The sequence below is a fragment of the Streptomyces sp. VTCC 41912 genome (assembly GCF_045799175.1).
Classification (GTDB): domain Bacteria; phylum Actinomycetota; class Actinomycetes; order Streptomycetales; family Streptomycetaceae; genus Streptomyces; species Streptomyces albulus_C.
Window position 1 is genome coordinate 246,147 of sequence record NZ_JBJMAB010000005.1, and the last position, 24,983, is coordinate 271,129.

Genomic DNA, 24,983 nt, shown 5'->3' on the forward strand with positions numbered 1-24,983 from the left:
TCCTCTCAAAGCTGACTCAGCGTTTGGCTGCCGTCATCAGGCCGTGGGCACCACCCCACGACGACGCCTCCCGGCGTTTCGGCAAGTGTTGGTTCAGACGTCGCGAAGGTCCCACGTCAGCGTCGGGAGCAGCCGACGCACCTGTGCCTCGGCCCAGGGGTGGACTGTGTCCCACGCCTCCTGGCCCGGCTCGGCGTGCCAGAAGTGCCAACCCTCAGCACAGTCGGCGGACTCTTGCGCAAGAGTGCGCATGACGTCCTCGACCGTCAGTTCCTCCGGAAGCGGAGTACCACACTCGAAGGGCTTGCTGTACGTGGCGTAGAGCTTGGCGGCGATCCCGCTACCGTCCATCGGATAGGTAACGGTGACCTTCGCGATGAGCACCCCGTTCTCCTGCACCAACTCGTGCGTGGCGGGGGCGACCTTGGGTCGTTCGCTCATGACCATGTGCTCTCTCCTCTCAAAACTGACTCAGCGGCTGCCTTCGTCAGGCCACAGGCACCACCCTGTGACGACCTCCCTCCGGGAGGTTTCGGCATGTTGGATCATGGCAACGCGACGAATGGGTCCGTCTCGGTGACCTTGGTCATGTCCTGCCAGCTCCACGTGCTGGCCTCAGGCACATCTGGACCTACCAACTCGACACCGGTCGGGCAGAGTTCGGACCCCCAGTACGTTGGTTCGATCGCCTTGATTACGGCGCGAAAAATGTTCAACTTTTCGCCCCTCAGACCGCGGTTCTGCACGTCCACCTCGTCACCCACGGACAGCGTGACGCCACCGTAGGTGAACGTGGGAACCTTGCCGATGCACCCCTCGTCCTCGGTGAAGTACATCGCCTCCTTCTGGGCCGCCCGCACCGATACCGGGCCTCGCCTCGACTCCAGCCACGCCCACATTGCAGCGACGGCATGGCCGATGAGCTTCTGGTCGTAGAACAGGCCCAGAGGGGACACAGAGCGCGGCTCGCGCATCAGCCCCAGGCTCTCGGCGAAGTGCGCCAGAGCCGCACCCTGCACGTACAGGGCCGTGGGCTTGGACTCCACCTCGGTGGGCGTCGTCCAGTCAGACCAGTTCGGGTTCGAGATGCCGACCACGTTGGGATCGACCAGCCAGTAACCCTCGCAACCGATCACCACGCTGGAGCCGATCAGCACGTGTCCATCCAGATCGGACGGGACGACGTGCTCGTCGCATTCTGTGCAGACAGACGTCAGGTACCGCTCGATGAGCGCGAGGGGCGCCTGACGAACTGCGCTCAGGTACGCCTCATTCGTGCTGTCCATAGCTCTCTCCTCTCAAAGCTGACTTGAGCGTTTGGCTGCCGTCGTCAGGCCACGGGCACCACCCCGCGACGACGCCTCCCGGCGTTTCGGCAATTGGGATCAGATCGCGTCGGCTTGTGGTCACACACAGCTCGCGAGTTCGCGACTGCGGCTCAGTCCCCGACGTTCTCGATGTGGAACGGAGATGCTTCGATGTCCTTGCGGATCAGCCCGATTCGTTCCTCACGCGAGCTGATCTCCCTCTTCAGGCAGACGATCTCCTCGCGCTTGCTCCGGATCTGGAACTCCAGACGCTCGACCTCTCTCTGACGCGGGTCGTGCGTCAGCGGAGACAGCTTCTCCTCCCACAACGTCTGCGGACTCTCCTGACCGTCGACCAGGAAGTAGGCAATGCGCATTCCGGGGTGCGTGATGTGCGTATCAGGGCACGCGTGCCGAGGGTCGCCGTAGGTGACGAACATCCCCGACTTCTCGGTGCCGTACCAGTCGATCAGGACACGGTCACCGGGCTGGAAATCCGTCTTAACGAACATGTGCTCTCTCCTCTCAACGCTGACTTCAGCGGCTGCCGTCATCAGGCCGTGGGCACCACCCCACGACGACGCCTCCCGGCGTTTCGGCGATGTTGGAACGGATCAGGGGACGTAGATTTCCCCGACGAGCCTGAGCAGCGAGGCGATGTTCTGCGCGGCCTGAGCCGCACCGGTCTTCGGCCACGTGCCGCCGAAGACGCTCTCCTGATCGTTTCTCACGATCTCCCAGACGTATCCGACGTCGGTGCCGTCCGGAGCGGAAGACCACAGGAAGTAGCCCGCCTCCATTTCGATCTGGGCAACCATGCAGTTGCCCCCCGTGTGGTACGGGTCGGCCTTGACGTCGTGCGTCTTCAGTTCCCGGATCAGCGAGGCGACGTCGTCCTCGCGCTCGACCTGGCCGTCCACGGAGTCCGGGACGGACTCCTGGAACTCGGCCCAGGCGTGCGAGAAGTCGAACTGCCGCTTCGTCCACTCTCGTCGGCTTGGAGCCGACGGGATGTAGCGGGGGAAGGTCTCGAACAGAGTCGGGACCGCCACCGCCGTCGGAGTCATCGCGCTCTGGCGGCCGGACGTCCACTTGGCCGCCATGTCCTTTGACAAGTACTCCTGCATCCCGCTGATTGCTGCGCTGCGGACCATGTCCTCGTCGCAGCCGTTCAGCCCGACGGTGACCTCCAGGACACCGACGAAGGGGATCGTGAGCTTCTTGTCCTTCATGGACTCGTGCATGTGCTCTCTCCTCTCAGAACTGACTCAGCGATTGGCTGCCGTCGTCAGGCCCACGGCACCACCCGTGGACGACCTCCCTTCAGGAGGTTTCGGCTTCGGATCACTTCACTTCGTGCGGCTCACCGTCGGCGCACTCCAGGCCGTACGACCAGTGCGTCATGCCGCGCCCGTCGATTCGGGTCGTGACGACGGCGTGCTTGTCGAACTTCGCCTCGTATTGGACACGTTCACCGCACTTCGAGCACGGCCAACTGCCGTAGCCCTTCGTAGGATTCTCGATCAGGTCGAGGCGCGGTTGGTGCCCCGGGAAGTACTGCCGGACGCAGGACACTGCTGCGTGACGTTCGGGATCCATCCGCGCGGGCACGTCTCGTACGTCAGCCACGATTCGCCCAGCGTGCTCGTCGCACATGGGCTGGTGACGGACGTTGTCGAACTGTTCGTTGCCCCGCAGAGCGTCGGCGTAGTCGGAAAGGTGGTCAGCGTCGTAACGCACCCCGTCGTCCGCCAAGGCGTACACGTAGACAGTGGACCCGTCCCGCCGCGCCGTGACCTCGTACCCACGGCGCCTGCCGTAGACCGGTGTTACCCCCCGGCGGTAGTTCATCGGGTTCTTTCCGCGGGGAAGGCTTTCGTCGTCGGGGGCGCCCAAACGCGCTCGGGCATTGGCCTCTTCGCGTACGTGGGCGACACCGGAATCCAGAGCCTTGAACGCCCTGTCCACAACGATTTCTGTCGGGTTGTGGATGATCAGATCGTCGCCGTTGCGGGATTCCGACTCCGGCACGTAGCAGTGCTTGTAGTACCCGTAGACAGACCGCACCCAGCCTTCGGACTCGGTGGGCTTCACCAAGCCGATGAGTCGCGCGGCCTCCTTACGGACGTACTCCGAGGCGTCGGCCTCGTCGGACAGCAGGTACTCCAGGGAGTGCTCGCCGATGACCTTCCGACCGCGCGGCCCCGCGAACTCGTTAACCGAGTACGTGAAGCCGTGGAAGCCGGGCGGGCACAGGAACGTACCCATGGCCTGCTCTCGCACGATCTTGTAGGTTCGCATGCTCTCTCCTCTCAACGCTGACTCAGCGATTGGCTGCCTCGTCAGGCCCCGGACACCACTCCGGGACGACGCCTCACGGCGTTTCGGCATGTTGGATCAGAACTGCCACGCGTCGACACGCAGGCCGGCATGGCAGTTGGGGCAGACGGGATTGGCGACCAGGTCGTCGAACGACACCTCCGGGGCGTCGTCGACCTCCTCGCCATCACGGTTGATGCGCTTGACGTGCTGCCCGCCGGACTCGATGTCGAACACGACGTCCTCGCATTCGAGGCAGTACGCCGTGGCCTTGTCGTCGTCCAGCAAGTAGTCAGCGTCGTGACAGGACACGTGGAACACCATCGGACGCGTACGCGCTCGGTATCCCGTGCACTGCTGCCACAGGGCGACGTACGTCTCGTCCTCGTATCGGAAGAACTGGCCCTTGACGCCGTTAGGCATGAACGACTCATAGCCGTCCGTGTCGATGCCGGAGACGTAGGGGGATCCGAAGTACTCGTCCGTGATGGACTTCGCCCAGACTTCCAACGATTCTCCGTCCCCAGAGGACGGGTCACCGTAGACCGGAAAGTTCTGGTGGTTGTCCATGATCCACTGGACGAACCTCTCGTCCAACTCCCGGTGGTAGTCCACGCGCTTGGCGTAGAACTTCACACCGTCGAGAACGATGGTGTCGTTGCCCTTGTCGAAGAGCGCGTCGACATGCGCCTCCATAGCCGGCGGGGACGCGAACAGTTCGTTCAGCGCCTCCTCGGTGGAGTCGTACAGAAAGTCGGACGCAGCCATCTCAAGGGTCTGCGCAGACATAGCTCTCTCCTCTCAAAGCTGATTCAGACTTGGCTGCCTTCATCAGGCCCACGGCACCACCCGTGGACGACGCCTCCCGGCGTTTCGGCATGTTGGATCAGTAGTCGTGCCCAGTGATGTCGCGACCGTCCTCGGCCACCTGGATACTGAATCCGTGGGGGTTCAGGACTCCGCAGGTCGTCCCGTAATCGGGGTCGTCGGAGGACTCCGGATGCCCGTTACCACATCCGTTCTTCGCGCACTCTTCGCGCGCTTCACGCTCTTTGCGTTCGGCGACGTCGCGCTTACGGTGCGGACCGGAGACCAGATCACCGTTCTCACACCACACGAGGTATTCACACATTTGTGATCACCTCCCGCAGGGCTTGACGGTCGACTCCCGACGGACGTACCCATCGGGCACGAGGCTGTCCCGGTCCTGAATGGACGGACGCTCCACACCCTTGAAATAGCCGTAGTTGTAGTCGGTCTCCGTGCCGTACCGACGCTCACACGCATCGCGGCGGCACTTGAAACCGTGTTCGTCGCAGAACGTCTTTCCGTAGATGACCTCGACGTACCAGTCAGCCTCGGAAGGGGCGCACTGCTCTCGCACCGCGGTCGACATAGTTCTCTCCTCTCAGGCAGGGAACCACCCCTGCGACCCCGCGCGATGTTCCGCGCGGACGCTCACGGCCTAACGCCTATTTAGAGTCGCCGTGACGACGTTCAGATCAGAACGATGTCACCGCTTTGGTGACTGTCCGGACCGCTTGTGTTGTTCTCCCACTGGACCCAGAATGTCGCACGGGTGAACCCGTAGTCGTGCTCCAGCTCAATGCGCTCAAGCGTTCCGGCCAGACCGTCCGCGTGCTCCTCCGGCCGTGCCGGGCGCACCTTTGCACCGGTCCTCCAGACCGATCCGGTGTGGTCACCCCAGACAGAGGCGTCCTCCCGCACGATCTCGGATTCCTCGTAACGTGAGTCGAACCAGATTTCCTCAGCGAAACCCAGCAATCCGGGATTCACAAGGAGAGTCGAATCGCAGCCAATCACGATGCTGCCGCCGAACTTGACGTGCTCGAACTCAGCATCAGACTCGGCCGCTCCCTGGCAGTCCGGGCAACGCTGCCCCAGAAACGGAGCGACGTCACCGAAACGAGCATCAGCCAGGGCAGACAGGTAGTTCTCACTAGTCAGTTCCTGACCGGCGGACTTGGGCTGATCCCTACGGGTATCGGCGTACTCATCGATGGCCTTCAAGAGGTCATTCCAATGACAGTTAGTCCAGCCGTAGGACCGACCCTGTCCGTTGACATCGCTGTTCACCTTCCAGACTTTCTCGTAAAAGAAGTCCTTGAGGCTGTCGCGATTCATTGCTCTCTCCTCTCATGGGTGACCAACGGACACCACATCCGTTGGCTCTCGGCTACAGCAGGGAATTCGGCTAATGAGACCTAGCGCCCTGCTGCACCGTAGTGCATGAGATTGCATTGTCCGTTGGTAAACGGACCAAACAGAGAGGGTGGGGGAGCGCCCTGTGAGAGCAACGCTCCCCGAATCGCGCGCAGATAAATCCGGCGCGATATGAGAGAGAGTGACGCTACGGGTAACGGTGGCGGTACCTCTTACTGCTCTTGCCACCACGTTTCAACTGACTGTCTGTCTCCAGCCCTGACAAAGCGACCGGACGTTCAGCCACGCGCAATAGGTCCACCCCTCTAAGGGTTCGGCGACAGTAGGCAAACAGCACCCCTGTTGCTTGCGCGCCCTATCGGCTCGTTGACCGATAGTGGGGAATTCTCATTCCCCTCGCAGAAACGTTGTTACCGTTCCCGTGCGTCTATATCCACTGTTGAGTTCTCAAGGAACGACGGCTTTCTTTCTACCGACCCCGTAGGGCTTTCGTCCGAGCCGTTGCCCTCAGTCAGTCCCCCCGTTTCCGGCGGTCCTTCCTGCTGACAAGGAAGACTCTATGGGGTGCCAGACGTCTGGCGCTACCCCCTAGTGCCAATCGGTTGGCATGCAAGGCGTGCCAGGCGCTTGGCGCCCCATTTGATCTGCGCTTATGCGACTATTGTGACGCGCGTCACATACCCTGCCTGCCACCCTCGTCGCTGACTTGCTTGCCCCGTTTCAGCCGGCAATGTCCCTCTTGCCTATCCGGGGATGCTGGTGCGCGACAGCTCTTAGGGGGAAGGGGCAGCGTGCTCCCTTCGTCATGCGCACCTAGGGGTGCGGGTGCGACTCACGGGGGGCTCATGCTCGCTACGCCCACAGTGGCGTCACTCAGCACCCCGTAGCGGCTCACGGTGGCGCGTAGCGGCTCACGTGCGATGCGCGCCACCTACTGGCGCCTATAGCGGCTCGCGGCGGCGCACAGGGAGATTCGGGGGATGGAGGGGGAGTCTCGGCACCCTCCCTATACGCACAGTGGGTAGGTAGCTACGTTGTGCCATGCTGCGCCGTGCGCACACTCGGTAGCCAAGAAAGGCACTTTCGCTACTTTCTGCTATGCCGGCTCTCTGTAACTGCTGACATAGGTAAGCCTAAGTAGCTGATGCCTCATTGGTATAGTGCGCCCCCACGACCGACCCATGCCTGTGACCTGCGCATATACACGTTGAGTAACTCTTTGCGTATCTGATGGTCCGTTTGTCAGGGGGTGGCCCCACGACCCCGCAACCCTGCGTTGACAGTATCCGTTCACGGGCTGTAACTGTCGACTTTATGCAGAAAAAGGTGTTGCAAAAGGGTTGACGCGCGACCTGGTGACACTTTCTCAGTTGACCCGACGACGTTTCCCCTGTTGGGGGCGTACCCAAATGGGAATTTGGGAGTAACCCTTTTAGTGCGCATGCCGCCATAAGCGATGTAGGGGGTGAAACGGGCATGCGCGCCTGCGTGGAATGATATGCAGCCGTAAGCATAATATTCACGTGTGCGCAAAGGTGCGAAACGGATACCCCCACCCTTAAATGGGCAAAGCCGGTTAGTGCCCCCTGATGAGTCATGTAGCCACCAGGTCGATCAATTCGGACAGTAGCCGTGCGTGATCGGGGCGGGTTTCGCATTTTTGTAGACAGAGAGCCACGGAAGTGCCCTAGATGGTCACGCTCGGCAGCCTCGCAGTGGTTCGGCATGCAAGGGCAGGCAAGCCGGCTATCACGGAGCGTCATTGCGGCCTTGGTCACACAACGAATAGGCGAATAAGTCGAGTTGAGGCGCAGACGGCCGTCCGCGACGTACTTTCCCCTGCGTGAGCGATGCGTCGCAGCGGGGGGAGTGCTCGGCGAACTGGCCGCGGACAAGCCACTGAAGACATCGAGCGCAGTAGTCCAGGAGCAGGGCCGGCAGTGGTACGTCCAGTCGCGGATACGGACGAGTGCTACCTCGGTGGTGGTCGACGATGTCGAGGAGCCGAGCTGCGTGGTCGAGGTGCTCGCGCCCCGAGAGGAGTTCGTCCTGGAGCACCCGGCGCTGGTCGCTTCGCCGGCGGCCGGGTGGCTCGCGGTTGCCGTGTGGCGTGGGAAGCGGTCAGTCGCGAGGAGTGCCACGCGGAGGTCGAGGTGGCGGTAGAGCTGCTGAAGTACCAGGAGGGGGTTCTGGGCTCGGGCCGGCACCAGTGGATACCGATCCGGGTCGCCGCGGGCGAGGCTGCGTTGCGTGAGGACCTGATCGTCGGCGGGCTGATCCCGGTGCCTGGTCGAGGCGTATCGCCAGCGGGTGCGGGCAGGGTGAGGGACCGTCAGGGAGCTAGGGGTCAGACCTCTGTGTGGGTCGTGTGAAGTCGCAGGTGGTGACAGGCGCACGGATGAGTAACCTGGTCGCGTTAAGGGAGTGACCCTCGTCACAGCAACCCTTCGTCTACTTGCTTGTCGCCGCCGTCACTGTGTGGTGGCTTGTTTAATACTGTCGGTGGCATATTCCCATGTCAGCAGCCTGTTACTGGCGGTCACATCCACCTTGTGCGGCATGTGTTGATCATTTTCGCGCGTGACCCATTACAAGAACCACAAGATGGTGAACAAGTTGTGGCGGTGATAGATGTGGAACCCGCCGCTCAGGATGTTGACTTGTGGCGGCGTAGCAGCAGCGTTCGATCACGTGAAGCGTGTTCGTGACCCGGGGAGTGTGCGCCATGGTGATGGTCGCCCGTATGGAGGGCTCGGGGGAGATCCCGGTCCTGAAGGCCGATGAGGTGAGCCGGCGGTGGCCGTTGGTGCGGGCAGACGAGGTTATTTGCCTTGATGGAGCCCTTCCGGACCCGCGTGAGCCTCTGCGTGAGCTAGCGGTCGACGAGGCTTTGGAGGAGGCCGTTGAGAGTGGTCGGCTGCGATGGTCTATCAACCTGCGAACGGGGGAGACGGTGCTGAGCGTTCGAACCCGTTGATTCGAACATGTGAGTGGTTTGTGACTCAAAGCCCTTAGTCTTGTGAAACAAGTAGGCCCACAAGTTGACCAACTCCTGGTTTATAGTGACGGCGTCGCTGCATGTTTGTGAGGTCCGCCAGGAGCGGGTCACCTTGATGATTGCGCCGCTGGGCTTGGGCGGCAGGGAAGGAGCGCGCCATGGCTGAGATGCCGGCCGCGAAGCATTGCAACCGGGTGACTGGGCACGACGAGTCCGGGCGCGAGATCGTCTGCGGCAAGGTGATCCAGGGCTCGCCGACGTACGTGATGATCAACGGGGCGCGAGCAATGAATTTGTTTCTCTGCGACCAGCACAAAACGGAGTGGTACGAGACAAACGCTCCGTGGTTCACCCGCGCCGAGGCCGCGAAGGTGGCCCTGTACAAGCTTTTCGAAGACCATCAGGGCAACCTCTTCACAACATCTCAAATCCGTGACTACCTGCGCGGTAAGTTGCGTGAGCGGGATGAGCTGTTCAAGGACCCGCAGGAGCGTGAGCTGGTTGAGTCGCTCCAGGACAAGGGCAAGCTCAGCTTCGCTGTCGAGGACCTTTTCAAGGAGGTTCGACGGCGCGAGGATGCGCTCAACGGAGATGACTGGGAGGAGATCACTCCCGTCAGGGTGCGTGAGTACCTCAATGCAGCGTTCGAGCAGAAGGACCCGCGGCTGTCCCCGCAGGACATGCGTCTGATCGTGATGATGCCGGAGTCGGGCATGCCGTCGCAGTCGCTGATGACGATGTACGCCCGGCTGCGGCGTGAGGACCTGGGGCTGTCATGACCGAAGTCGGCGGTAGGGCAGTGACCTTATGACTGTGCCGCGCACGCGGCCTTCCGGATCAGGAGACGACCTAACTCTAGAGGGGCCTAGCGCTCGGGGATGCCGAGGCTGGCCCCTCTAAGCGTTTTGCCGGCATGTGAGGAGATGTTCAGGTGGGCGACTTCGCGGACCACGCTTCTGCGTTCGACAGAGTGATCCGCCACGGCGCGGACTCCTGGCGCCAGTTGGAGCGTGAGGAGGATGCGGCCCGACGGCGGAGGTCGCTTCGGGATCGTGCTGACTCGATCCGGCGGGCCTCGCGCAACGACCGTGCGCGTACTGAGGTGAAGGTGTTGCCGGAGGTGCTGAGGGCGGCCCTGAAGGCGGCGGACGGTGATGCCAGTCGGCTGAAGATCGTCAGCGCCACCGAAGTTTGGGTCACGTGAGAAACAACTTGAACAACAACTTGTGCCACAAGTTGTTCGTCAAGTAGGCTCGGTTTGTCGCTCAATCACGAGGCGTCGGGTAACGCCAACGAGCGACGATCCGGGCCTTCTTGCTTGGTGGGCACCAAGCGGACGGCCTTCCCAACAACGGTGAAGGACGGCAGATATGAGCGCTCATCTCGCTCTGGTGGAGAACGGCCGCATACAGCCGATCGCCGTTGCCGGCGCCTTCCTGCTGACCAAGAACGGCCGCACCCGCGAGGAGTACCGGCGCGACCTGCGCCACTACCTCACCTGGTGCTCCGAGTACCGGCTCGACCCCCTCAACCAGAAGCGCGCCCAGATGGACGCCTTCAAGAACTGGCTCCTCGACCACTACGGAAACGGCTCGGTGAACCGCCACCTCTCCGTCGTGTCGGGCTTTTTCAAGTACGCCATGGCCGAGCTGGAGGACTTCATCTTCCGCAATCCGGCCGCCCTTGTTGACCGCCAGCCCGCCTCCACCATCAGCCAGGCCACTGGCCTGACGTTCGAGGAGGCCGAGCAGCTCCTGCGCGGCGCCGAGGCGTACAGCCCCCGGTGCTCCGCCGTCGTCCACGTCCTGCTCCTGACCGGCATGCGCGTCAGTGAGTTGGTCAACGCCGACATCGAGGACCTGGGCGAGGAACGCGACCACAAGGTCCTACGCATCACCCGCAAAGGTGGTCGCACCCAGACCATCGTCATCCCGCCCAGCGCCTGGGCGGCCCTGAAGGCGTACCTCGGCGACCGCACCAGCAAGGCGCTGATCGTCACCTCCACTGGTCGCCGCATCACACGGCAGGGCATCTGGGACATGATCCAGCGCCTGTGCCGACGAGTCGGCGTCCGCAAGATTCGCACCCACGACCTCCGCCACACCGCCATCACCCTGGCGCTGGAGACCGGCAAGTCGCTGGAGTCAGTCCAGGACATGGCCGGCCACGCGGATCCGCGCACCACTCGCCGGTACGACCGTGCCCGCAACAACCTCGACGCGTCCCCGTCCTACGCGCTGGACAAACAACTCCGCGCCGTCGCCACCCGCCGCCAGGCCGAAGTGGTCCTGGACGAGGCTGTCGAGGTGCTGGTGGACGAGGCCCTCCGCGAGGTGCTCGCCGCCGCGGAACTCGTAGTTGCCTAACTGGCACGCCGGCTGCTCCTGGCGAACCTGATGCGTGCCTACGAGGACCTGCCGGCGCTGTCGTTCAGCGCACCCTCACCCCTTGAGAGGAGAAAGCATGCCCGAGATCTCGCCGGATGCGATCCGGCTCTTCCGAGACGACTACCCGCTGTCGGGCACCTGCTCGGCCAAGGCCATCGACGCCCCCTCCCAGCACCACGTCTGGGAACGGACGAAGTATGGCTCGGTGGTCTGCGCCGACTGCCACATCCCGCACGAGGACGAGCCTCCGATGGAGCGGATGACTGAGTCGGACCTGGACTTCCTTCAGAGCGTCTGCGACGCCAGCGGTCCGCTGTACGGCGGCCAGCTCCGGGCGGGCGACGTCCGTGAGTTCCGCGGCCTGGAACTGTTCGACGACGAGGAGGGTGAAGACCTGACCTTCTACCTCGTCGCCCGCATGGCCATGCCCGCGCTCATCGGCGCCTACCGCCGGCTGCTGCACGAGCAGGATGCCACTCAGTCCGGAGTTGTCGTTCCCATGCAGGAGGTCGCGTGAGCCAGTTCCCGGACACATTCATCGGGTTCGACCTGGAGACAACAGGCATTGATGTCGAGACCGACCGCATCGTCACGGGTGCGTGGGTTGAGGTCCTGCACGGCTCGCTGCGCCGATCCCGGAAGTGGCTCGTCGACCCCGGCATCCCAATCCCCGCTGAGGCGACAGCGGTCCACACGATCACGACGGAGATGGCCCAGGCGGAGGGCATGAACCCCATCAGGGCAACTGCCCAGATCGCTGGCCGCATCTGGGCCGCGCTGAGCGAGGGCTTCCCGCTGGTCATCATGAACGCCCCGTACGACCTGACGCTGCTCGACCGCGAGTGCCGGCGCTACGACGTCACTCCCATCTCGGAGATGATCGCTTCCGCCAAGGATGCTGTCATCCTCGACCCTTATGTCCTGGACCGCCGCGTCGACCCCTTCCGCCCAGGCAAGCGCCGGTTGACGGCTCTCTGCGATTACTACGGCGTGACGCTGGACGGAGCGCACGAGGCCGGCGCCGACGCCCTGGCCGCCGTCCAGGTCACACAAGTGATCCTGGGGACGGCCGACGACCCCCGCGCCTTTGGCCGCAGCACCTACCACCACGAGGTGCACGGCCAAGACCTCGTCGAGCTTTACGGCAAGCAGAAGCTGTGGTTTGCCGCCCAGTCCGCGAGCTACGAGAACTGGTTGCGCCGAGCCAGGACCCCTGGCGCCAGCGTCAACGGCACCTGGCCCATCATCCCCCTGCCGGAGGTGCTGGCAAATGCCGCGTAGCGCAATGGAGTTGCTCGTCGAGGGCGCGGTGCTGCGTGCCGAGGCCGGCCACCACGCCGTCCTGGTGAGCGAGAAACGTGGTGTCTGGATCCGCGGTTGTGACTGCGACGCCCAGATGCTCGACGAGGACGTACACGAACTGCACGAAGTGCTCGGCGCCTACCTGCGACGGCGAAGGAACAAGGAGCAAGGCCATGGCTGACACCGCACTGGTCGACTTCGAAGGCGTGGTCGCTCAGTTCCACCGTGCCTTCGGTGTCGACAACAGCATCACCACCCCTGAGAGCCTCCGCGCGCTGCTGGGGCGCCGAGCCACACTGATCCGCGAGGAGTGCGAGGAGGTCCTCGACGCCATCAGCGCCGCACTGGAGCGGGCTGGCAGCAAGGACTTCCCGGTCGAGCAGTTCGAGCACCTGGCCAAGGAGCTGTCGGACTTGGCGTACGTCGTCTTTGGTAGCGCTGACTTGCTCGGTATACCTCTGGGCAAGGCGTTCGAGGAGGTTCACCGCAGCAACATGTCGAAGCTAGGGGAGGATGGCCGACCGGTTCTCCGCGGTGACGGCAAGGTCTTGAAGGGAGCGAACTACCAGCCGGCGAACATGCACGACGTCGGTGTAGAAATTCTCGCGAATTACTTCGCCCAGAAGTGCTGAGATAACACAATTCCACTGCTCCCGCCTAGCATTGAGGGCATGAGTCCTTGACGCTGAAGGCGGTCTGAATGCTTCACCAACTGATCGCAGTAGCGGCCCCGACCAGCGGTGTCACTTTCGACAACCCGCTCATTCTGGGGCCGCTCGCTGCGTTTGTCTTCGCGATCTTCGTCAGTGAAGTCGTCGTCCCTGGAAAGACCTATCGCCGGGAGGTCGACGAGAACGCGAGACTGAGAGATCTCGTGGAGCAAGTCATCCCGCTCGCGGAGTCGATGACGACGACCGCGCAGGAAATGGTCACGGCGACAACCCGTATCACTGACGTCATGGACCGCGTCATCAACACCTGGGCCGACCCCCGCCACAAGGGCTGAAAGGGGGCACCGTGGCTTTCTGGAGCACCAAGCGTCCACCGCACAACTCGATCGACTACGCGGACGCCTCAGCTCGCATGAAGAGCGCAGCAGCCTCACTGCGCCTGACCGTCATAAAGGCACGCCATGCCACCAGCGCCGCCCAGCAGTTCGGCGCCCGCGTCGAGACCCAGATCGTGAACCATCAGGGAGCAGCATGACCACCAGCCGCAAGTCCACCGCCAAGCCGGAGCAAGTCCAGCTGCGTCACCACTGCGACAACCATCCCGATCGCGTGGCGGCCTTGTCCACGACCAGCGGGGGCGCCCACAGCCAGATCCACCTGTGCGAGGACTGCGCCCGAGCGTCGGGGAGGCGCTGATGCAGGTCTCGACGTGTGTGTGGTGGCAGGGCCGGCACGTCCAGGCCGGCCGCTTCTGCCCGCACCATCCTGGGGTCGACATCGACCCCGAGGGCCAGGAGCACCCTGTCGGATGGACTGTCCAGCACCCAGGGGGCAAGGATGCCTAACCGCGGTTGGAAGCCGCCCCCGGTCAGGGGGCTACCCGAGCCGGCACTCGGCGGCGGCCGGTACTCCAAGCGCCAGGTCGACCGCCTCCAGGCGTACGACGAGCGGGACATGCGCCCCAGGACCCGCTCGGCACTGGAAGAGTTCCGGGCGACCGGAACCACCGACAAGCTCCTGACGTTCAGTACCTGGCCGAACCACACGATCAACCGCGACCGGCCGCGTACTGTGGCCGCTGGCTATGACTCCAAAAGCCACACTCTCCGAGTCGAATTCCGCAACGGCGAACACGGGCGAGGAAGCCACGGCGGTCCAATATATGAGTACTACCGAGTCTCTCCGAACACGTGGAAAAACGTCCGGCGTACGGGATCGGAAGGCCGGAATATCATCAATAAGGCTCTCGAAGGTCACCCCTACCGGCGCATCCGCTAACACGTTACGGAAAAGGGCATTAGGGTACGGCGCATGCTCAGACTCCCGTTCTTTATACGCTGCGTTCGCACCCTCAAAGGTTTCCCGTTCACCTACAGGACCTGGACCCAGGAGATGGTCGAGCCCTTTCGTAGAGGCGATGCACGTGTCGTCCGGCTCCCCTTCAGCAAAGGCATCAGCTACGGCCGGTGGGCTGAGAAGCTGCCCAGCGAGGACCACGCCCTGGTGGCGGTCCTGGGTACGCCGACGCCGTACATCCCCGGCCGCGATGACTGACGAGGACCTCGCCCTCGCCCGCCGGCAGGTGGCCCGCAGGAGCGAGGACGCGGACGAGGAATGGGAGCTGCTACAGATGCTGGGGCTGGACGGATGAAGCTACGAAGACTGCTGGAGCGACTGTGGCCGGCGCATCGGTTGCTGGACAGAGCGGAGCGGCGGGTCAAGCTGCTGCCGGCCGTCGAGTTGCTGGACGCGGCCGACGTCTCCGGCTCGACGATCGCCGCGGCGTTGTACCGACACCGCAAGCAGCCGAGCGAGGACGCCCTGGCCGAGGCCGTGGACGGAGTGGTCGCCCTTGCGGTCATCGTCCGCGAGCTTCAGGAGCGCCGCACGGCGTGACGAAGCCCCAACCCACCTTCACGGGCTGGGGCTTCGTGCTGCGCGGGTCAGGCGGTGGGGATGGCCCATGCCGTGCAGGCGATGGAGAGGACCAGGCAGGCGCCGGCAATGACGCCGGAGGTCGTCAGGAGATGAACGCCGGCCTGAGCGCGGCGCAGTGACGCTTCGACCTCTCGGGCATAAGGGCCGACGCTGAAGCCCGCCCAGCGCCTGCGGCGGGTCAGACGGAACGCGAGCGCGGTCGAGACCAGCATGACGAGCGCCATGGGGGCGAGGGAGTCCGCGAGACTGCCCGAGGCGTACCAGGTCTGGACGCCGACGTAGATGGTTAGCGCAGTGACGAACCAGACGGCGAGGCGGTAGATGCGCACGATGCGCCGCTCGACGACGTTGCCGGCGGCCACCAGGTACGCCTGACCGTCGGTGAGTCCGTGCCCCGGCACGGACCTGACTCGGTCGGCCTGCTGTGTGACGGCCTGTGCGAAATCGTCCTCAGCCCCCCAGTTGATACCCATCTGCCGCCCCCTGCGCATGTGTGTGTTATGTGGAGCGATGGTATCGCTGCGGTGTGCTTTTCGGTGCTAACACAATCTCGAAGTCACTTCTTACCCTGATTGAAACCAATTGGTGCAATGTGGGGTAATGCATGACATTGTCGGTTGCAGATGGGGTTCGGACAGATGAAGACGAGGAGCATCTGCTCCCTGCCAATCTTGAGATATCCCAGGACACCGTCGACCGCATCATCGAGAAGATGCTGCTCGTCATCGACGAGTTGAGCGGGCACCCGCTGCGCGACTACCAGGTGCCGCTCGCGCGCCGGATTCTGGAGTCGATGATCCTCGGCGACACAGCCAAGATCACCGCCTGCTGGGCCCGCCAGTCCGGGAAGTCGGAGACCCTCGCGAACACCCTCGCAGCCGTGCTGATCATGTTCCCGCGGCTCGCGCCGATCTTCCCCAACCTGCTCGACCGCTTCCGTGAGGGCGTCTGGCTCGGCGCCTTCGCGCCAGTCGAGGACATGGCCGACAACATCTACGGCCGCATCGTCAGCCGATTGTGCTCTGAGCGCGCCCAGGAGCTGATGGCCGACCCTGAGATCGACGAAAAGGTCGTCGGCAAGGGCAAGGAGCTGCGCCTGGTCAAGTGCGGCTCCCTCGTCCGCAGACAGACTTGCCATCCGAGGGCCCAGATCGAGGGCCGCACGTACCACGTTGTTCTGATCGACGAAGCGCAGGTGGCGGATGAGAAGGTCGTCAACAAGAGCATCTCGCCCATGCTGGCCTCGACCCGAGGTTCCATGATCCTGACCGGGACCCCCACCTACACCAAGGGGATCTTCTTCAAGATCATCCAGCAGAACAAGCGGTTCGCCACCAAGCGGGGCGCACGGGCGAATCACTTCGAGGCCACCTGGAAGGACGTCGCGAAGGCCCACCCCGACTACGGCATCTACATCCGCGGCGAGATGCTGACCATCGGTGAGGACAGTGACGAGTTCCGCCTCTCCTACCGGCTCCAGTGGCTCCTCGACCGAGGCATGTTCACCACCTCCGAGCGCATGGAGGACCTGGGGGACAAGTCGATGCAGCTCGTGCCGGCCTGGCACAAGACCCCGGTCATCGTCGGGATCGACCCCGCCCGCAAGCAGGACTCGACGATCGTCACGGTCGTGTGGGTGAACTGGGACTACCCGGACGAGTTTGGCCAGTACGAGCACCGCATCCTGAACTGGTTCGATCTGTCCGGCCTGGGATGGGAGGAGCAGTATTACCGCATCTGTGACGCGCTGGCGAACTACAGCGTCCTCGCCATCGGCATCGACGCGGGCGGCATCGGTGACGTCGTCGCCAGCCGGCTGCGCGTCCTCATGCCCGGAGTCGACATCATCGACCTCCCCTCCGACCGCGGCGCGCAGTCCAAGCGCTGGAAGCACCTCATGGAGCTGATGAGGACCGACAACGTCTCCTGGCCAGCACACTCCAAGGTCCGGCGCACCAAGACCTTCCAGCGATTCCGCACGCAGATGGAAGACGCCGAGCTGGAGTTCGCCGGACCCAACGTGATCGTGCACGCGCCCGAGGAGGCCGGCGCCCACGACGACTACGTGGACTCCCTTGCCAACGCCGTCTACATGACCGCCGACCTGTCCATGCCCGAGGTCCAGGAAGAGGGCAACTTCCTCTACGGCAGGGCCGCCTAGGAGCCAGCGTGACGCTCGACCCCAACTACCACACCTACGACCCCAACGACCCGTACAACATCCCTGGCTGGACGGCGATCAACCAACTCCCCGGCCCCGGAGCCCCGACGCCCAATTCGCCGGCACCCTTCCCTGCCGACATCACCACCCAGACGGTCGTGGCGACCTACATGGCCGAGAGCGGCCAACCGCTGCCCGGCACCGTGCTCGTCCAGGCCAATAGCCGGTACCGCGACAAGGCCACCGGGGTTCTGGTCGTCCCCAACACCCGCCGGCTGAAGGTCATCAACGGCGCCCTCAGTGTCGACCTGCCAGCCAGTGATGACCCCGACCTCGACCAGCCGTTCTTCTACAGCGTGCACGAGGTCGTCCCTGGCGGCCGCAAATTCATGATCAGCGTCCCGCACCACGCAGCCAGCCCGCTCAAGCTTCACGACCTGGTCGTCGACATCGACTACTGGGAGATCCAACCGCCCCGGATCTACTCCGTCAGCCCACCGGCCGGCGGCTTCTGAGCGGAAACGCAAAGCCCCCACCCCGTCGAGGTGGAGGCTTGCTGCTCTCGACGTGAGCACGACCCCTTAGCAGGAAAAGCCCGCAGTCTCCGCCATGGCAACGCCACAAGACCTCTCTGGACATCGGCGCATCTTTGCCATAGCAGTTCCCCCTCCCCAAGGTCGCGAAGGGGGAACCGGTGTTGCCGGAGGGCGCCCTACATTCCGCTGAAGGACTCGTTGCTCCTGACGGCCCCGACGAACGCCATCCACCCGTCGGTCGGGAAGGTGAGAACGGGGCCGTCCGGCGCCTTACTGTCCCGCACCGGGACGACGCCGGTCGTGGAGGCCGAAGCGGGGCACCACTCCAAGCAGTTGCCCCCCTCTGGGCTGCTGTAGCCGCTTTTGACCCACTGGGTCGGACCGGTGATCACGACAGTGACTCCATCTGTTCCTCGATCATGCGGGCGCTCGCCCGTGTGGAAAGCGCTTCGCTGGTCAGTTCATCGTAGGTCCGAATCGCCCTACGTACGTGCTCAGGTTCATCGATGATGTTGGCCGTCCGGTACGTCTCAACGCAGACTGAGACGGCATGACTTGGAGATGTAATCAACGAGACCGGCCAGTCGATGAAGAGGCTTCCCGGTGCGTCCAGCGGAAGCACCTGAAGTCGAACGGTCGGGCTCTTTGCCGCCTCCAGCAGAGCCCTGAGTTGCCGCTTCATGACCTCCTGGGGGCAGAACCTCCTGCGCAACACGGATTCGCAAAGCACCACGTGAACATCGGGCGGCGTATCCACGTTCAACAGAGCTTGCCTACGCAGTCGGTTCTCGACGTCTCGTGATACTTCCTCCTCTCCCGCACGTGGCGCCCCAGCCTTGAGGAGATACCTGGCGTAGTCCGCAGTCTGAAGCAGACCTGGAACGATCGTCGGAGACCACTCTCGAATTGCGACGGCGTCGCGCTCCAAAGCCATGCGTTGTCGGTACAGCGACGGGAAGCTGCGCGCCACGATCTCTTCGAACAGCCGCTTGAACTTCCCGTCCGTGCCCAGGACTTCATCTAACTTGGCCGGTAGCTCCGAGGGGATGCGCCCCTTGCACGTCTCCACCCGACTGAGCGTCGATTTGGATGTTCGGGCCAGCCGAGCCAGCGCCTCCTGACTCAGTTGCCGCGGCTCATGTAGCTCCCGGGCGCTCTTCAGTTCCTCAGCGAACTCCCTCCTCGCGTCCGTAACTTCCGCGACTTCTTCAGCGTCAAGGCCGTTTCCCATCTCTTTCCCCCTGACCACGGAGCCGGTCCAGTCACCCCGGCGTTCGTGTTCTTGCAGGTCACAGTGATTGGCATATGCCACACCGACCAGACTCCAGGTTGGTCGGTGAAACGCTCGTCAGCGTAGCGGTTTTCTCCTAGCTTTGTGATCGGTCGGCCGCACAGCGTGACTGTGCGAGAGGCCAAAACCCAGCCACCCTGAGGCTTGGAGAGCAGATCATGACAACCACTACGGCCCGCACGCCGTACCAGGCGTGCGCCGACGCGGGAGCGAAGTTCGACGACGCCTTGAAGGCGATCGGCATTCAGGCGGACCCGAGCACCGTGAAGGTGACGGAGCGGGACGGCATGCGCCTTCACCGCGTCGTCCCGCCGCAGCTCACCCCGAGCCAGACCGCCCGCGTGACCGGGTACCTGAAGGGAGCGCGATCGTGAGCGGTAAGCCGGAGGACCTGAGCCAGAAGAACGGCAAGAGGAACGAACAGTCGGAGGGCCCGAACGGAGGCAAGAAAACCGACGACCGGGGACGACCGTGCAGCGCCTACTAGCACGCCGGCTCACTGACCAGCGGGATACCGCACAGGAGACGACGGCGACCGGCGACTCGAACTCCGTTGGCTGCCCTTTCGGTTGGCACGACATGACCCAGGAGTCGGCCACGGTGTGGAGCTGCCGCCAGCACGGAGCGACCTTGGTGGTTGGGGCCCTTGGCCCTCCCGTCCAGGTAGCGCCGCGCGTCGCGCGGCCCCCCGGGCTGGTTCCGCAGCAGACCACCCTCCCCGGTCGCCACCGGCGACCCTAAAGACCCCCGGCGGAGTGATGCCCGCCGGGCGCGCTCCCCACGGTTGAGCCCGCACCTCCGCTCGCGGGCTCCCGGGTCTTCTTCGTCCGGAGACATCGGGGAGCACGGAGTGCACCTGACGGGTTCTGTCGGGCAGACCGCGTCAGGTGCACTCCCACGCCGCCCAGGTCCACCCCCCCGCCCGGACCTGGGCGGCCACCAACCCCTCGGCAACGTATGGGCGATGTCACTGCCGGGGCAGGCCCAACCACCACAGGGAAGACGCCATCATGCGCTTCGTCGAACAACAGGTCGTGCTGGACACCACCCGAGGCCGCGTCGGCCGCATCATCAAGATCAACGGCGCCTGCCTCGTCATCGGCAGGCCGAGCCAAGAGCCTTGGGACGCCCTCACCTCCTGGTGCACGAACGCGACGCTTGCCGAACGCCAGCAACTGGAGTGCGAGGAGCACCAGGAGCAGGAGGTTCCCGCAGCATGACGGACCAGTTCACCAACCCTGCCCTCCGCCGCATCGGACTCCTGGCGCTCTTCCGCAACGCAGAAGGCCACCCCCTGCTGCTGCGCCAACGCGACCGGCAGTTTCAGCCGTGGTCGCTGCCCGGGGGCTGCGCGGTCGGAGGCGAGCCACCGACCCATGCCCTCCGCCGCAAGGTGCGCGAGGAAACCGGTCTGGAGGCCCGCCCCGGCCTCGTCCTGGCCCTTCAATACACGCAGGCCAGCCTCGAATCCGCAGAGGGGTACAACCTGGTCGTCGACTGCGGCGAACTCCCCGATAACACCCACTTCTGCCTGAACGGTGCCGAGTTCAGTGCTCACGGATTCATCCCCGCGAACCGACTCGCTGATCACGCCCAGCCCCACACGGCTGCTCGCACCCGGTCCGCCCTCCGAGCACTGAAGGCCGGCGGTGGCATCGAGCTGCTGGAGGTCATTCCCCTACTCGGCTAGCGCCGATACCCCCAGCCCCGTCCGGGTGACGCGAACAACATCCGGACGGGCCCGGCCAATGGCCGGGAAGCGCTCCGCCATCCTTCGGGTGCGGAAGGATCGGAGCCCGGGGCCGCCTGCGAGAACTGGGGCGTTGGGTCAGGCGGCCCCACCCTACGAACTGCCTCAAGGGTGCCCTTGACGGCCATCCCCCCACAGAGTGATGGTCGTGCAATCGGATGCAATCGGATCGACAGAGGGAGTGGCTAGGCATGAAGCTGAAGTTCCTCGGCATCATCCCGAACACACCGGGTGAAGAGTCGCCGACCATCTGGCAGGACGAGGACACCGGAGACCTGCTGATCCAGTCCTACAAGGCCACTGACCTGGAGGTGAGGGCTTGCCAGGAAATCGGCTCAATCCCCGGTCACTCGACCAATGTTCCGGATCACGAGACGATCGTCCGGCTGCCGAAGGTGATGCTCCAGTACATTCCCGAGCACGGAAGTGAGGATGAGTCGAACGGTGCCGACGCAGGTTGAAGACGAGTGGGCCCGCGTCACCACGAGCGCGGTCCATTTGGAGATGAGGGACAGCTACATCCGAGATGACCCGGCGTTCATCGCCTGGCAACAGGGTCGGATCGAAGAGGCGTCCGCGGCCTACCAAGGGTGGACCACACGTGTGAAGGGGCTGACGGCGCGCGGAGTGGTCGTGCGTCGCGCCCGGATCATCAGCGAACCGATCTCGGACTACATCCGGTTCGAGTACGACGTCACTGGACCGGTGAACCTCGCAGGCGGTGAACTGGTGCGCTGGCTACCTCGTCGGCGCGCCTCGGACATCGCCCTGCCCGGGAACGACTTCTGGGTCTTCGACGGCCAGCGCGGCAAGTTCAACCACTTCACGGGCACTGGGTCCTCGGCCGGCCCGGAACCCATCAGCGACCCCGAAGTGATCAAACTCTGCGCTGACGCCTTCGAAGCCGTATGGGAGCGGGCAATCCCGCACGAGGAGTACAAGCCCGCCTGACCCATGGCAGTGTCGTCATCGTCCAGTGCCCAGGAAGCCCGGCAGAATCTTGCAGACCGTCTGCGCGAGATCTGCCGGGATGCCGGCCTGGAAGGGAAGCAACTGGCAGCGATGTGCGGCTGGCACCCGTCGAAGGTATCCCGCATCGCCACTGCCAAGACCGCACCCTCCGCTGACGACATCATGGCGTGGTGCCGGGCATGCGGAGCGGAGGACCAGGCGCAGGACCTCATCGCCTCTCTCAAGGCCGCAAACGGCATGTGGATCCAGTGGAGCCGCATGGAGCGCACCGGCCTACGACGGGCACAGCAAGCCGTTCTCCCGATCTATCAACGCACCCGCCGGTTCCGGTGGTACTCCCCAGCATTCATCCCCGGCCTGCTCCAGACATGCGCGTACACCGAGGACGTGCTCCGCGCGGTCCAACGCAGGCGCGTGGAGATCGACGACGTTGCCGATGCGGTGGCCGTGCGCATGGATCGACAGCGGGTGCTGTACGAGGGACAGAAGCGTTTTGCGTTCCTCATGGAGCAGCCGGTGTTGACCAACTCCCTGGGCACCGTCGACACGCAGATCGAACAACTCGAACACCTGCTGATGGTCGGAGCACTGCCCAACGTGAGCATCGGGGTAGTACCTGCCGAACTCGGCCGGACACGGATGCCGGTCGAAGGGTTCTACATCTTCGACCAGGCCCAAGCCAACGTCGAACTCGTCTCGGGCTACCTCACGCTCACCCAGCCGACAGAGGTACGCGCGTACGCCGACGCGTTCTCGACCATGGCCGAGATGGCAGTGCACGGCGAGAAGGCTCGAAGGCTAATCACATCAGCCATGGCATCCCTCAGATAACTCACGTGCAATCGCGTGCAATCGGCTTCCTGCTTCCGCCCGGCACTCCCTAGGTTTGTCGGCACCTCAACGACGCGAGAACCCGCGGAGATGGCATGACGACCCCGAGCCGGTACAGCGCCGAACCCGTCGAACTCACCCTGGACCCCTGGCTCCTGGAGGGAACACCCACCCCCGGCTGCGCCCACTGCACCACCCTCGCCACGCAACGCGACCAGGCGACGAAGGCTCGCGACTGGAAGACCGCCTGCAATGCCGCCCGGGGAATCCGGAACCACCGCAACGGACACCGGGAGACGCTGTGACCCGCCCTGACCCGCCCGATCACGACCACAAGCCAGCTACGATCGGCAGCCCTCTGTGGGGCCGCTCCGGCACCACGTCGATTCCCCCGGGCCAGCCGGTACCCGCATGCCCCTACCCGTGCGCCACCTGCCGCACGAACGGCCGTCAGTAGGTGCTCTGCCAACACGGGCATCTGATGACGGAAGAAACGCCTGGCATGTGGGTCTGCCACGTCTGCGCCCACATGACCGGCACATAAGACTCCCGCCCAGGCCGCGGGAACCTGGACAGCCGAGCAGCCTGGGCGGGTGACCCAACCACAGGAACCCTGCGGACCTGGTGGTCGTCCGCACCGCGGGCGGCGAGAAGCGCGACGGCGACACCATGCCTACGGAGGCGAGTCGCCGACCCACGCCCTTCGCCGCAGGATCTTAGAAGCCACCGGCCTGGAGCCCACGGAAGGGGCCTGCGAAGGCTGGGATAACTCGCACCACCGCACTCTGCCTATAGCGGTACAGGGTTGGCAAGAATGGTTTTCAGTGGAGGAAATAGGTGGAGAGCTACTGGAATGGTCGCCCCGTCTACGACAAAGGTAACGCGCTTAGGGCGGCACCTCTTGTGGTGAACTACGACCTGGACGAACTCGGAATCGGCGAAAACTGGTTCGTTAGTGGCGTTCGCGACGGATTCCGTATGGTCGATCGCGGCATCGTCCCCGGAGCTGGATGGTGCCGTGCTCTGTCTGCCCCTGAGTGCGCATGGCCCCCAGGCGCTGATCTGTGTGTTGTGGTGAACTGGTACCCCGATGCGAGCTTTATAGGTACGTTTTCCAATTCCCCAAAGAAGGCGAAGGCTCTTTTCGGGAAGTCCCACGCTGAAGTTGAAGCGCATTGGGCGACGCGCCTGAAGGCTGTGGCAGAGGCTCTGCGGTCCCTTGGGTACATCGTCGAGCGCGCTGGGCGTCGGCCACGTCCGACTCAAGATGCGAACGCCAGTCTGCTGGTGTACCGCATGGGGCCGGGCGCGGAACCACCGGTACGTCCGGTCGACGCTTGGAGATGGGTGCCGTCCCCACGGGTCTATCGGTGGTCAGAGAAGTCGCCCCTCGAAGTGCTTCAACGGCGAATGGACGATGCCGGGTTCAGGTATCAAGCTGGCAAAGGCGTAGTGGTTCGTGACATCGACACCGTGCTGTGGCCGCCATTGTCCTCCTTTTGCGCGCAACTGGACTGGTGGCCCGACAAGGTGTCTTCCAGTGAGGAACTGTACGACAAGTTGGACCAGATTCTCTCGGCTGTGAAAACCGGTGGTTACCAGGTGCGTGTACAGGAACGACCGATGAAGATCGGCGCCCAGCACTTCAGCGCTCTCGTGTTCCAAACCGTCGAACCAATTTCTCCAATCAACTTTGCAACTATCGCAGGAAAAGCCGAGTGACGACAAAGAAGCCCCATTTTCGCTTCGACTGTTCCGGGTGTCGCGACCTCGAAAGGCAGCTCGATAAGGCTCGCAGCGCGAAGGACTGGGACAAGTTCAATGAACTTGACCTGAAGCGCAAGGAGCACCTTCAGCGAGTCGAGCCCGACTTGAAGCAATCCAAGCAGAAGGCGATCCGCATGTACCGCAGCGGCGTCACACTGTCGGAACTCGCAGAAAAAATGGGTGTTTCCCTGGTCAAGATGCGTGAGATTTTCAAGGAGTGGGGAGAGCCTCGCCGACGGCGGGAGAGGGTCAGTTACTCTCCCAGCGCCAAGGAGAAGATGGTCTCCGACTACCGCGCGGGAGTCTCCGCCCATGAGATTGCGCGAAGGTACGGCGGAAGTCACACCACGGTTCTCAAGCGATTGCGTGAGTGGGGAGTTCCGATGCGCAGTCGTTCCGAGGCTGGAATGGCGGGTCGGTACCGAGACTGCTAGGCCCCCTCTAACCCCGCGCACAGTGCAGACGCCCGCCGACTAGGCCCCCAAGCTTCCACTCCAGTCACGTATAGCTCGAAGAGCCCGGCCTCCCCGCCCGTGACTGGAGTGGGCCCAACCCCCGCCCTAGCTCTG

The 24,983-nt window shown here is 63.8% G+C and carries 34 protein-coding genes and 7 other RNA genes; 22 read left to right on the top strand and 19 right to left on the bottom strand.

Translation table 11 applies throughout. The features are described 5' to 3' along the window. Positions 1-21: 21 nt before the first annotated feature. From ACJ6WD_RS10625 to ACJ6WD_RS10700, 16 genes are all read right to left on the bottom strand, one after another. Positions 22-84: hammerhead ribozyme type II (locus tag ACJ6WD_RS10625), an RNA gene on the bottom strand. Positions 85-93: 9 nt separating this feature from the next. Then, the gene (locus ACJ6WD_RS10630) at positions 94-441 is read right to left on the bottom strand and encodes a hypothetical protein (RefSeq protein WP_407615636.1); all 348 of its coding nucleotides are present in this window, start codon (positions 439-441) and stop codon (positions 94-96) included. 31 nt (positions 442-472) lie between these two features. Continuing rightward, positions 473-538, bottom strand: an RNA gene (locus tag ACJ6WD_RS10635) — hammerhead ribozyme type II. 7 nt (positions 539-545) lie between these two features. Next, entirely contained in the window at positions 546-1,286 is a 741-nt protein-coding gene (locus ACJ6WD_RS10640; protein ID WP_407615637.1) for a hypothetical protein, read from the bottom strand. Between the two features lie 29 nt (positions 1,287-1,315). Then, positions 1,316-1,378: hammerhead ribozyme type II (locus ACJ6WD_RS10645), an RNA gene on the bottom strand. A gap of 60 nt (positions 1,379-1,438) precedes the next feature. Further along, positions 1,439-1,819: a hypothetical protein gene (locus ACJ6WD_RS10650; RefSeq protein WP_407615638.1), complete on the bottom strand. Its 381-nt coding sequence runs from the start codon at positions 1,817-1,819 to the stop codon at positions 1,439-1,441. Between the two features lie 26 nt (positions 1,820-1,845). Beyond that, an RNA gene (locus ACJ6WD_RS10655) (hammerhead ribozyme type II) lies at positions 1,846-1,908 on the bottom strand. A 13-nt stretch (positions 1,909-1,921) separates the two neighbouring features. Then, positions 1,922-2,551 carry a hypothetical protein gene (locus ACJ6WD_RS10660; protein WP_407615639.1) on the bottom strand — a complete coding sequence of 210 codons (630 nt, stop codon included), beginning with the start codon at positions 2,549-2,551 and terminating at the stop codon, positions 1,922-1,924. Positions 2,552-2,580: 29 nt separating this feature from the next. Next, positions 2,581-2,646, bottom strand: an RNA gene (locus ACJ6WD_RS10665) — hammerhead ribozyme type II. Between the two features lie 5 nt (positions 2,647-2,651). Further along, positions 2,652-3,608: a hypothetical protein gene (locus ACJ6WD_RS10670; RefSeq protein ID WP_407615640.1), complete on the bottom strand. Its 957-nt coding sequence runs from the start codon at positions 3,606-3,608 to the stop codon at positions 2,652-2,654. Positions 3,609-3,635: 27 nt separating this feature from the next. Then, an RNA gene (locus ACJ6WD_RS10675) (hammerhead ribozyme type II) lies at positions 3,636-3,697 on the bottom strand. 7 nt (positions 3,698-3,704) lie between these two features. Beyond that, a complete protein-coding gene (locus ACJ6WD_RS10680; protein WP_407615641.1) occupies positions 3,705-4,415 on the bottom strand; it encodes a hypothetical protein in 711 nt (236 codons plus the stop codon). 27 nt (positions 4,416-4,442) lie between these two features. Then, positions 4,443-4,505, bottom strand: an RNA gene (locus ACJ6WD_RS10685) — hammerhead ribozyme type II. 7 nt (positions 4,506-4,512) lie between these two features. Beyond that, positions 4,513-4,758 (bottom strand): hypothetical protein, encoded by a 246-nt coding sequence (locus tag ACJ6WD_RS10690; protein WP_407615642.1) that lies wholly within the window; start codon positions 4,756-4,758, stop codon positions 4,513-4,515. A 6-nt stretch (positions 4,759-4,764) separates the two neighbouring features. Beyond that, positions 4,765-5,022, bottom strand: a complete 258-nt coding sequence (locus tag ACJ6WD_RS10695) for a hypothetical protein (RefSeq protein ID WP_407615643.1) — start codon at positions 5,020-5,022, stop codon at positions 4,765-4,767. A gap of 101 nt (positions 5,023-5,123) precedes the next feature. After that, the gene (locus ACJ6WD_RS10700; protein ID WP_407615644.1) at positions 5,124-5,771 is read right to left on the bottom strand and encodes a hypothetical protein; all 648 of its coding nucleotides are present in this window, start codon (positions 5,769-5,771) and stop codon (positions 5,124-5,126) included. Positions 5,772-8,966: 3,195 nt separating this feature from the next. Between ACJ6WD_RS10700 and ACJ6WD_RS10705 the strand changes: the two genes are divergently transcribed. The 11 genes from ACJ6WD_RS10705 to ACJ6WD_RS10755 all read left to right on the top strand — a co-directional run bounded on the left by ACJ6WD_RS10705 (position 8,967) and on the right by ACJ6WD_RS10755 (position 15,064). After that, the gene (locus ACJ6WD_RS10705) at positions 8,967-9,587 is read left to right on the top strand and encodes a hypothetical protein (RefSeq protein WP_407615645.1); all 621 of its coding nucleotides are present in this window, start codon (positions 8,967-8,969) and stop codon (positions 9,585-9,587) included. A gap of 152 nt (positions 9,588-9,739) precedes the next feature. Next, positions 9,740-10,012, top strand: a complete 273-nt coding sequence (locus ACJ6WD_RS10710) for a hypothetical protein (RefSeq protein WP_407615646.1) — start codon at positions 9,740-9,742, stop codon at positions 10,010-10,012. A 166-nt stretch (positions 10,013-10,178) separates the two neighbouring features. Beyond that, positions 10,179-11,174 carry a tyrosine-type recombinase/integrase gene (locus ACJ6WD_RS10715; protein ID WP_407615647.1) on the top strand — a complete coding sequence of 332 codons (996 nt, stop codon included), beginning with the start codon at positions 10,179-10,181 and terminating at the stop codon, positions 11,172-11,174. Positions 11,175-11,271: 97 nt separating this feature from the next. Next, the gene (locus ACJ6WD_RS10720; RefSeq protein ID WP_407615648.1) at positions 11,272-11,712 is read left to right on the top strand and encodes a hypothetical protein; all 441 of its coding nucleotides are present in this window, start codon (positions 11,272-11,274) and stop codon (positions 11,710-11,712) included. Beyond that, positions 11,709-12,476 (top strand): exonuclease domain-containing protein, encoded by a 768-nt coding sequence (locus ACJ6WD_RS10725; RefSeq protein WP_407615649.1) that lies wholly within the window; start codon positions 11,709-11,711, stop codon positions 12,474-12,476. Before ACJ6WD_RS10720 ends, ACJ6WD_RS10725 begins: the two co-directional genes overlap by 4 nt. Next, positions 12,466-12,678 carry a hypothetical protein gene (locus ACJ6WD_RS10730; RefSeq protein ID WP_407615650.1) on the top strand — a complete coding sequence of 71 codons (213 nt, stop codon included), beginning with the start codon at positions 12,466-12,468 and terminating at the stop codon, positions 12,676-12,678. Before ACJ6WD_RS10725 ends, ACJ6WD_RS10730 begins: the two co-directional genes overlap by 11 nt. Beyond that, positions 12,671-13,129, top strand: coding sequence for a MazG nucleotide pyrophosphohydrolase domain-containing protein (locus ACJ6WD_RS10735; RefSeq protein WP_407615651.1), 459 nt, complete (start codon positions 12,671-12,673; stop codon positions 13,127-13,129). Before ACJ6WD_RS10730 ends, ACJ6WD_RS10735 begins: the two co-directional genes overlap by 8 nt. A 68-nt stretch (positions 13,130-13,197) precedes the next feature. Then, positions 13,198-13,503, top strand: coding sequence for a hypothetical protein (locus tag ACJ6WD_RS10740; protein WP_407615652.1), 306 nt, complete (start codon positions 13,198-13,200; stop codon positions 13,501-13,503). 11 nt (positions 13,504-13,514) lie between these two features. Beyond that, positions 13,515-13,703 carry a hypothetical protein gene (locus ACJ6WD_RS10745; RefSeq protein ID WP_407615653.1) on the top strand — a complete coding sequence of 63 codons (189 nt, stop codon included), beginning with the start codon at positions 13,515-13,517 and terminating at the stop codon, positions 13,701-13,703. Between the two features lie 419 nt (positions 13,704-14,122). Beyond that, a complete protein-coding gene (locus tag ACJ6WD_RS10750) occupies positions 14,123-14,446 on the top strand; it encodes a KTSC domain-containing protein (protein ID WP_407615731.1) in 324 nt (107 codons plus the stop codon). A gap of 369 nt (positions 14,447-14,815) precedes the next feature. Next, positions 14,816-15,064, top strand: a complete 249-nt coding sequence (locus tag ACJ6WD_RS10755; protein ID WP_366408045.1) for a hypothetical protein — start codon at positions 14,816-14,818, stop codon at positions 15,062-15,064. Positions 15,065-15,111: 47 nt separating this feature from the next. Here the strand turns inward: ACJ6WD_RS10755 and ACJ6WD_RS10760 are convergent, their stop codons facing one another. Next, entirely contained in the window at positions 15,112-15,579 is a 468-nt protein-coding gene (locus ACJ6WD_RS10760) for a hypothetical protein (RefSeq protein ID WP_407615654.1), read from the bottom strand. A 131-nt stretch (positions 15,580-15,710) separates the two neighbouring features. Here ACJ6WD_RS10760 and ACJ6WD_RS10765 point away from each other — a divergent pair, with 131 nt between their 5' ends. After that, entirely contained in the window at positions 15,711-17,267 is a 1,557-nt protein-coding gene (locus ACJ6WD_RS10765) for a hypothetical protein (RefSeq protein WP_366408047.1), read from the top strand. Between the two features lie 8 nt (positions 17,268-17,275). Next, complete coding sequence (locus ACJ6WD_RS10770; RefSeq protein ID WP_407615655.1) at positions 17,276-17,782, top strand: hypothetical protein; 507 nt, start codon at positions 17,276-17,278, stop codon at positions 17,780-17,782. A 197-nt stretch (positions 17,783-17,979) separates the two neighbouring features. On the opposite strand, the gene ACJ6WD_RS10775 is transcribed toward ACJ6WD_RS10770, so the two are convergent. Then, positions 17,980-18,195, bottom strand: a complete 216-nt coding sequence (locus ACJ6WD_RS10775; protein ID WP_407615656.1) for a DUF397 domain-containing protein — start codon at positions 18,193-18,195, stop codon at positions 17,980-17,982. Continuing rightward, the gene (locus ACJ6WD_RS10780; protein WP_407615657.1) at positions 18,192-19,115 is read right to left on the bottom strand and encodes a helix-turn-helix domain-containing protein; all 924 of its coding nucleotides are present in this window, start codon (positions 19,113-19,115) and stop codon (positions 18,192-18,194) included. The genes ACJ6WD_RS10775 and ACJ6WD_RS10780 overlap by 4 nt, the downstream gene beginning before the upstream one ends. Positions 19,116-19,252: 137 nt before the next feature. Between ACJ6WD_RS10780 and ACJ6WD_RS10785 the strand changes: the two genes are divergently transcribed. The 9 genes from ACJ6WD_RS10785 to ACJ6WD_RS10825 all read left to right on the top strand — a co-directional run bounded on the left by ACJ6WD_RS10785 (position 19,253) and on the right by ACJ6WD_RS10825 (position 24,848). Beyond that, positions 19,253-19,468 (top strand): hypothetical protein, encoded by a 216-nt coding sequence (locus ACJ6WD_RS10785; protein WP_407615658.1) that lies wholly within the window; start codon positions 19,253-19,255, stop codon positions 19,466-19,468. Between the two features lie 636 nt (positions 19,469-20,104). Beyond that, a complete protein-coding gene (locus ACJ6WD_RS10790; protein WP_407615659.1) occupies positions 20,105-20,314 on the top strand; it encodes a hypothetical protein in 210 nt (69 codons plus the stop codon). After that, entirely contained in the window at positions 20,311-20,784 is a 474-nt protein-coding gene (locus ACJ6WD_RS10795; protein ID WP_407615660.1) for an NUDIX domain-containing protein, read from the top strand. Before ACJ6WD_RS10790 ends, ACJ6WD_RS10795 begins: the two co-directional genes overlap by 4 nt. Before the next feature lie 251 nt (positions 20,785-21,035). Then, complete coding sequence (locus ACJ6WD_RS10800; protein ID WP_407615661.1) at positions 21,036-21,305, top strand: hypothetical protein; 270 nt, start codon at positions 21,036-21,038, stop codon at positions 21,303-21,305. Further along, the gene (locus ACJ6WD_RS10805; RefSeq protein ID WP_407615662.1) at positions 21,277-21,795 is read left to right on the top strand and encodes a DUF6879 family protein; all 519 of its coding nucleotides are present in this window, start codon (positions 21,277-21,279) and stop codon (positions 21,793-21,795) included. Before ACJ6WD_RS10800 ends, ACJ6WD_RS10805 begins: the two co-directional genes overlap by 29 nt. 3 nt (positions 21,796-21,798) lie before the next feature. Continuing rightward, positions 21,799-22,647, top strand: a complete 849-nt coding sequence (locus ACJ6WD_RS10810; RefSeq protein WP_407615663.1) for a helix-turn-helix domain-containing protein — start codon at positions 21,799-21,801, stop codon at positions 22,645-22,647. Between the two features lie 95 nt (positions 22,648-22,742). Beyond that, on the top strand, positions 22,743-22,952 hold the full coding sequence (locus tag ACJ6WD_RS10815; RefSeq protein WP_407615664.1) for a hypothetical protein: 210 nt from the start codon (positions 22,743-22,745) through the stop codon (positions 22,950-22,952). Between the two features lie 532 nt (positions 22,953-23,484). After that, positions 23,485-24,369, top strand: coding sequence for a hypothetical protein (locus ACJ6WD_RS10820; protein WP_407615665.1), 885 nt, complete (start codon positions 23,485-23,487; stop codon positions 24,367-24,369). Next, a complete protein-coding gene (locus ACJ6WD_RS10825; RefSeq protein WP_407615666.1) occupies positions 24,366-24,848 on the top strand; it encodes a hypothetical protein in 483 nt (160 codons plus the stop codon). The genes ACJ6WD_RS10820 and ACJ6WD_RS10825 overlap by 4 nt, the downstream gene beginning before the upstream one ends. Positions 24,849-24,983: the final 135 nt, after the last annotated feature.

What these genes read in the sequence shown, in the direction of transcription:
- ACJ6WD_RS10630 (WP_407615636.1), bottom strand. Translation starts at nt 441, where the DNA reads ATGAGCGAACGACCCAAGGTCGCCCCCGCCACGCACGAGTTGGTGCAG.
- ACJ6WD_RS10640 (WP_407615637.1), bottom strand. Translation starts at nt 1,286, where the DNA reads ATGGACAGCACGAATGAGGCGTACCTGAGCGCAGTTCGTCAGGCGCCC.
- ACJ6WD_RS10650 (WP_407615638.1), bottom strand. Translation starts at nt 1,819, where the DNA reads ATGTTCGTTAAGACGGATTTCCAGCCCGGTGACCGTGTCCTGATCGAC.
- ACJ6WD_RS10660 (WP_407615639.1), bottom strand. Translation starts at nt 2,551, where the DNA reads ATGCACGAGTCCATGAAGGACAAGAAGCTCACGATCCCCTTCGTCGGT.
- ACJ6WD_RS10670 (WP_407615640.1), bottom strand. Translation starts at nt 3,608, where the DNA reads ATGCGAACCTACAAGATCGTGCGAGAGCAGGCCATGGGTACGTTCCTG.
- ACJ6WD_RS10680 (WP_407615641.1), bottom strand. Translation starts at nt 4,415, where the DNA reads ATGTCTGCGCAGACCCTTGAGATGGCTGCGTCCGACTTTCTGTACGAC.
- ACJ6WD_RS10690 (WP_407615642.1), bottom strand. Translation starts at nt 4,758, where the DNA reads ATGTGTGAATACCTCGTGTGGTGTGAGAACGGTGATCTGGTCTCCGGT.
- ACJ6WD_RS10695 (WP_407615643.1), bottom strand. Translation starts at nt 5,022, where the DNA reads ATGTCGACCGCGGTGCGAGAGCAGTGCGCCCCTTCCGAGGCTGACTGG.
- ACJ6WD_RS10700 (WP_407615644.1), bottom strand. Translation starts at nt 5,771, where the DNA reads ATGAATCGCGACAGCCTCAAGGACTTCTTTTACGAGAAAGTCTGGAAG.
- ACJ6WD_RS10705 (WP_407615645.1), top strand. Translation starts at nt 8,967, where the DNA reads ATGGCTGAGATGCCGGCCGCGAAGCATTGCAACCGGGTGACTGGGCAC.
- ACJ6WD_RS10715 (WP_407615647.1), top strand. Translation starts at nt 10,179, where the DNA reads ATGAGCGCTCATCTCGCTCTGGTGGAGAACGGCCGCATACAGCCGATC.
- ACJ6WD_RS10720 (WP_407615648.1), top strand. Translation starts at nt 11,272, where the DNA reads ATGCCCGAGATCTCGCCGGATGCGATCCGGCTCTTCCGAGACGACTAC.
- ACJ6WD_RS10730 (WP_407615650.1), top strand. Translation starts at nt 12,466, where the DNA reads ATGCCGCGTAGCGCAATGGAGTTGCTCGTCGAGGGCGCGGTGCTGCGT.
- ACJ6WD_RS10735 (WP_407615651.1), top strand. Translation starts at nt 12,671, where the DNA reads ATGGCTGACACCGCACTGGTCGACTTCGAAGGCGTGGTCGCTCAGTTC.
- ACJ6WD_RS10740 (WP_407615652.1), top strand. Translation starts at nt 13,198, where the DNA reads ATGCTTCACCAACTGATCGCAGTAGCGGCCCCGACCAGCGGTGTCACT.
- ACJ6WD_RS10750 (WP_407615731.1), top strand. Translation starts at nt 14,123, where the DNA reads ATGCGCCCCAGGACCCGCTCGGCACTGGAAGAGTTCCGGGCGACCGGA.
- ACJ6WD_RS10755 (WP_366408045.1), top strand. Translation starts at nt 14,816, where the DNA reads ATGAAGCTACGAAGACTGCTGGAGCGACTGTGGCCGGCGCATCGGTTG.
- ACJ6WD_RS10760 (WP_407615654.1), bottom strand. Translation starts at nt 15,579, where the DNA reads ATGGGTATCAACTGGGGGGCTGAGGACGATTTCGCACAGGCCGTCACA.
- ACJ6WD_RS10765 (WP_366408047.1), top strand. Translation starts at nt 15,711, where the DNA reads ATGACATTGTCGGTTGCAGATGGGGTTCGGACAGATGAAGACGAGGAG.
- ACJ6WD_RS10785 (WP_407615658.1), top strand. Translation starts at nt 19,253, where the DNA reads ATGACAACCACTACGGCCCGCACGCCGTACCAGGCGTGCGCCGACGCG.
- ACJ6WD_RS10790 (WP_407615659.1), top strand. Translation starts at nt 20,105, where the DNA reads ATGCGCTTCGTCGAACAACAGGTCGTGCTGGACACCACCCGAGGCCGC.
- ACJ6WD_RS10795 (WP_407615660.1), top strand. Translation starts at nt 20,311, where the DNA reads ATGACGGACCAGTTCACCAACCCTGCCCTCCGCCGCATCGGACTCCTG.
- ACJ6WD_RS10800 (WP_407615661.1), top strand. Translation starts at nt 21,036, where the DNA reads ATGAAGCTGAAGTTCCTCGGCATCATCCCGAACACACCGGGTGAAGAG.
- ACJ6WD_RS10805 (WP_407615662.1), top strand. Translation starts at nt 21,277, where the DNA reads ATGAGTCGAACGGTGCCGACGCAGGTTGAAGACGAGTGGGCCCGCGTC.
- ACJ6WD_RS10810 (WP_407615663.1), top strand. Translation starts at nt 21,799, where the DNA reads ATGGCAGTGTCGTCATCGTCCAGTGCCCAGGAAGCCCGGCAGAATCTT.
- ACJ6WD_RS10815 (WP_407615664.1), top strand. Translation starts at nt 22,743, where the DNA reads ATGACGACCCCGAGCCGGTACAGCGCCGAACCCGTCGAACTCACCCTG.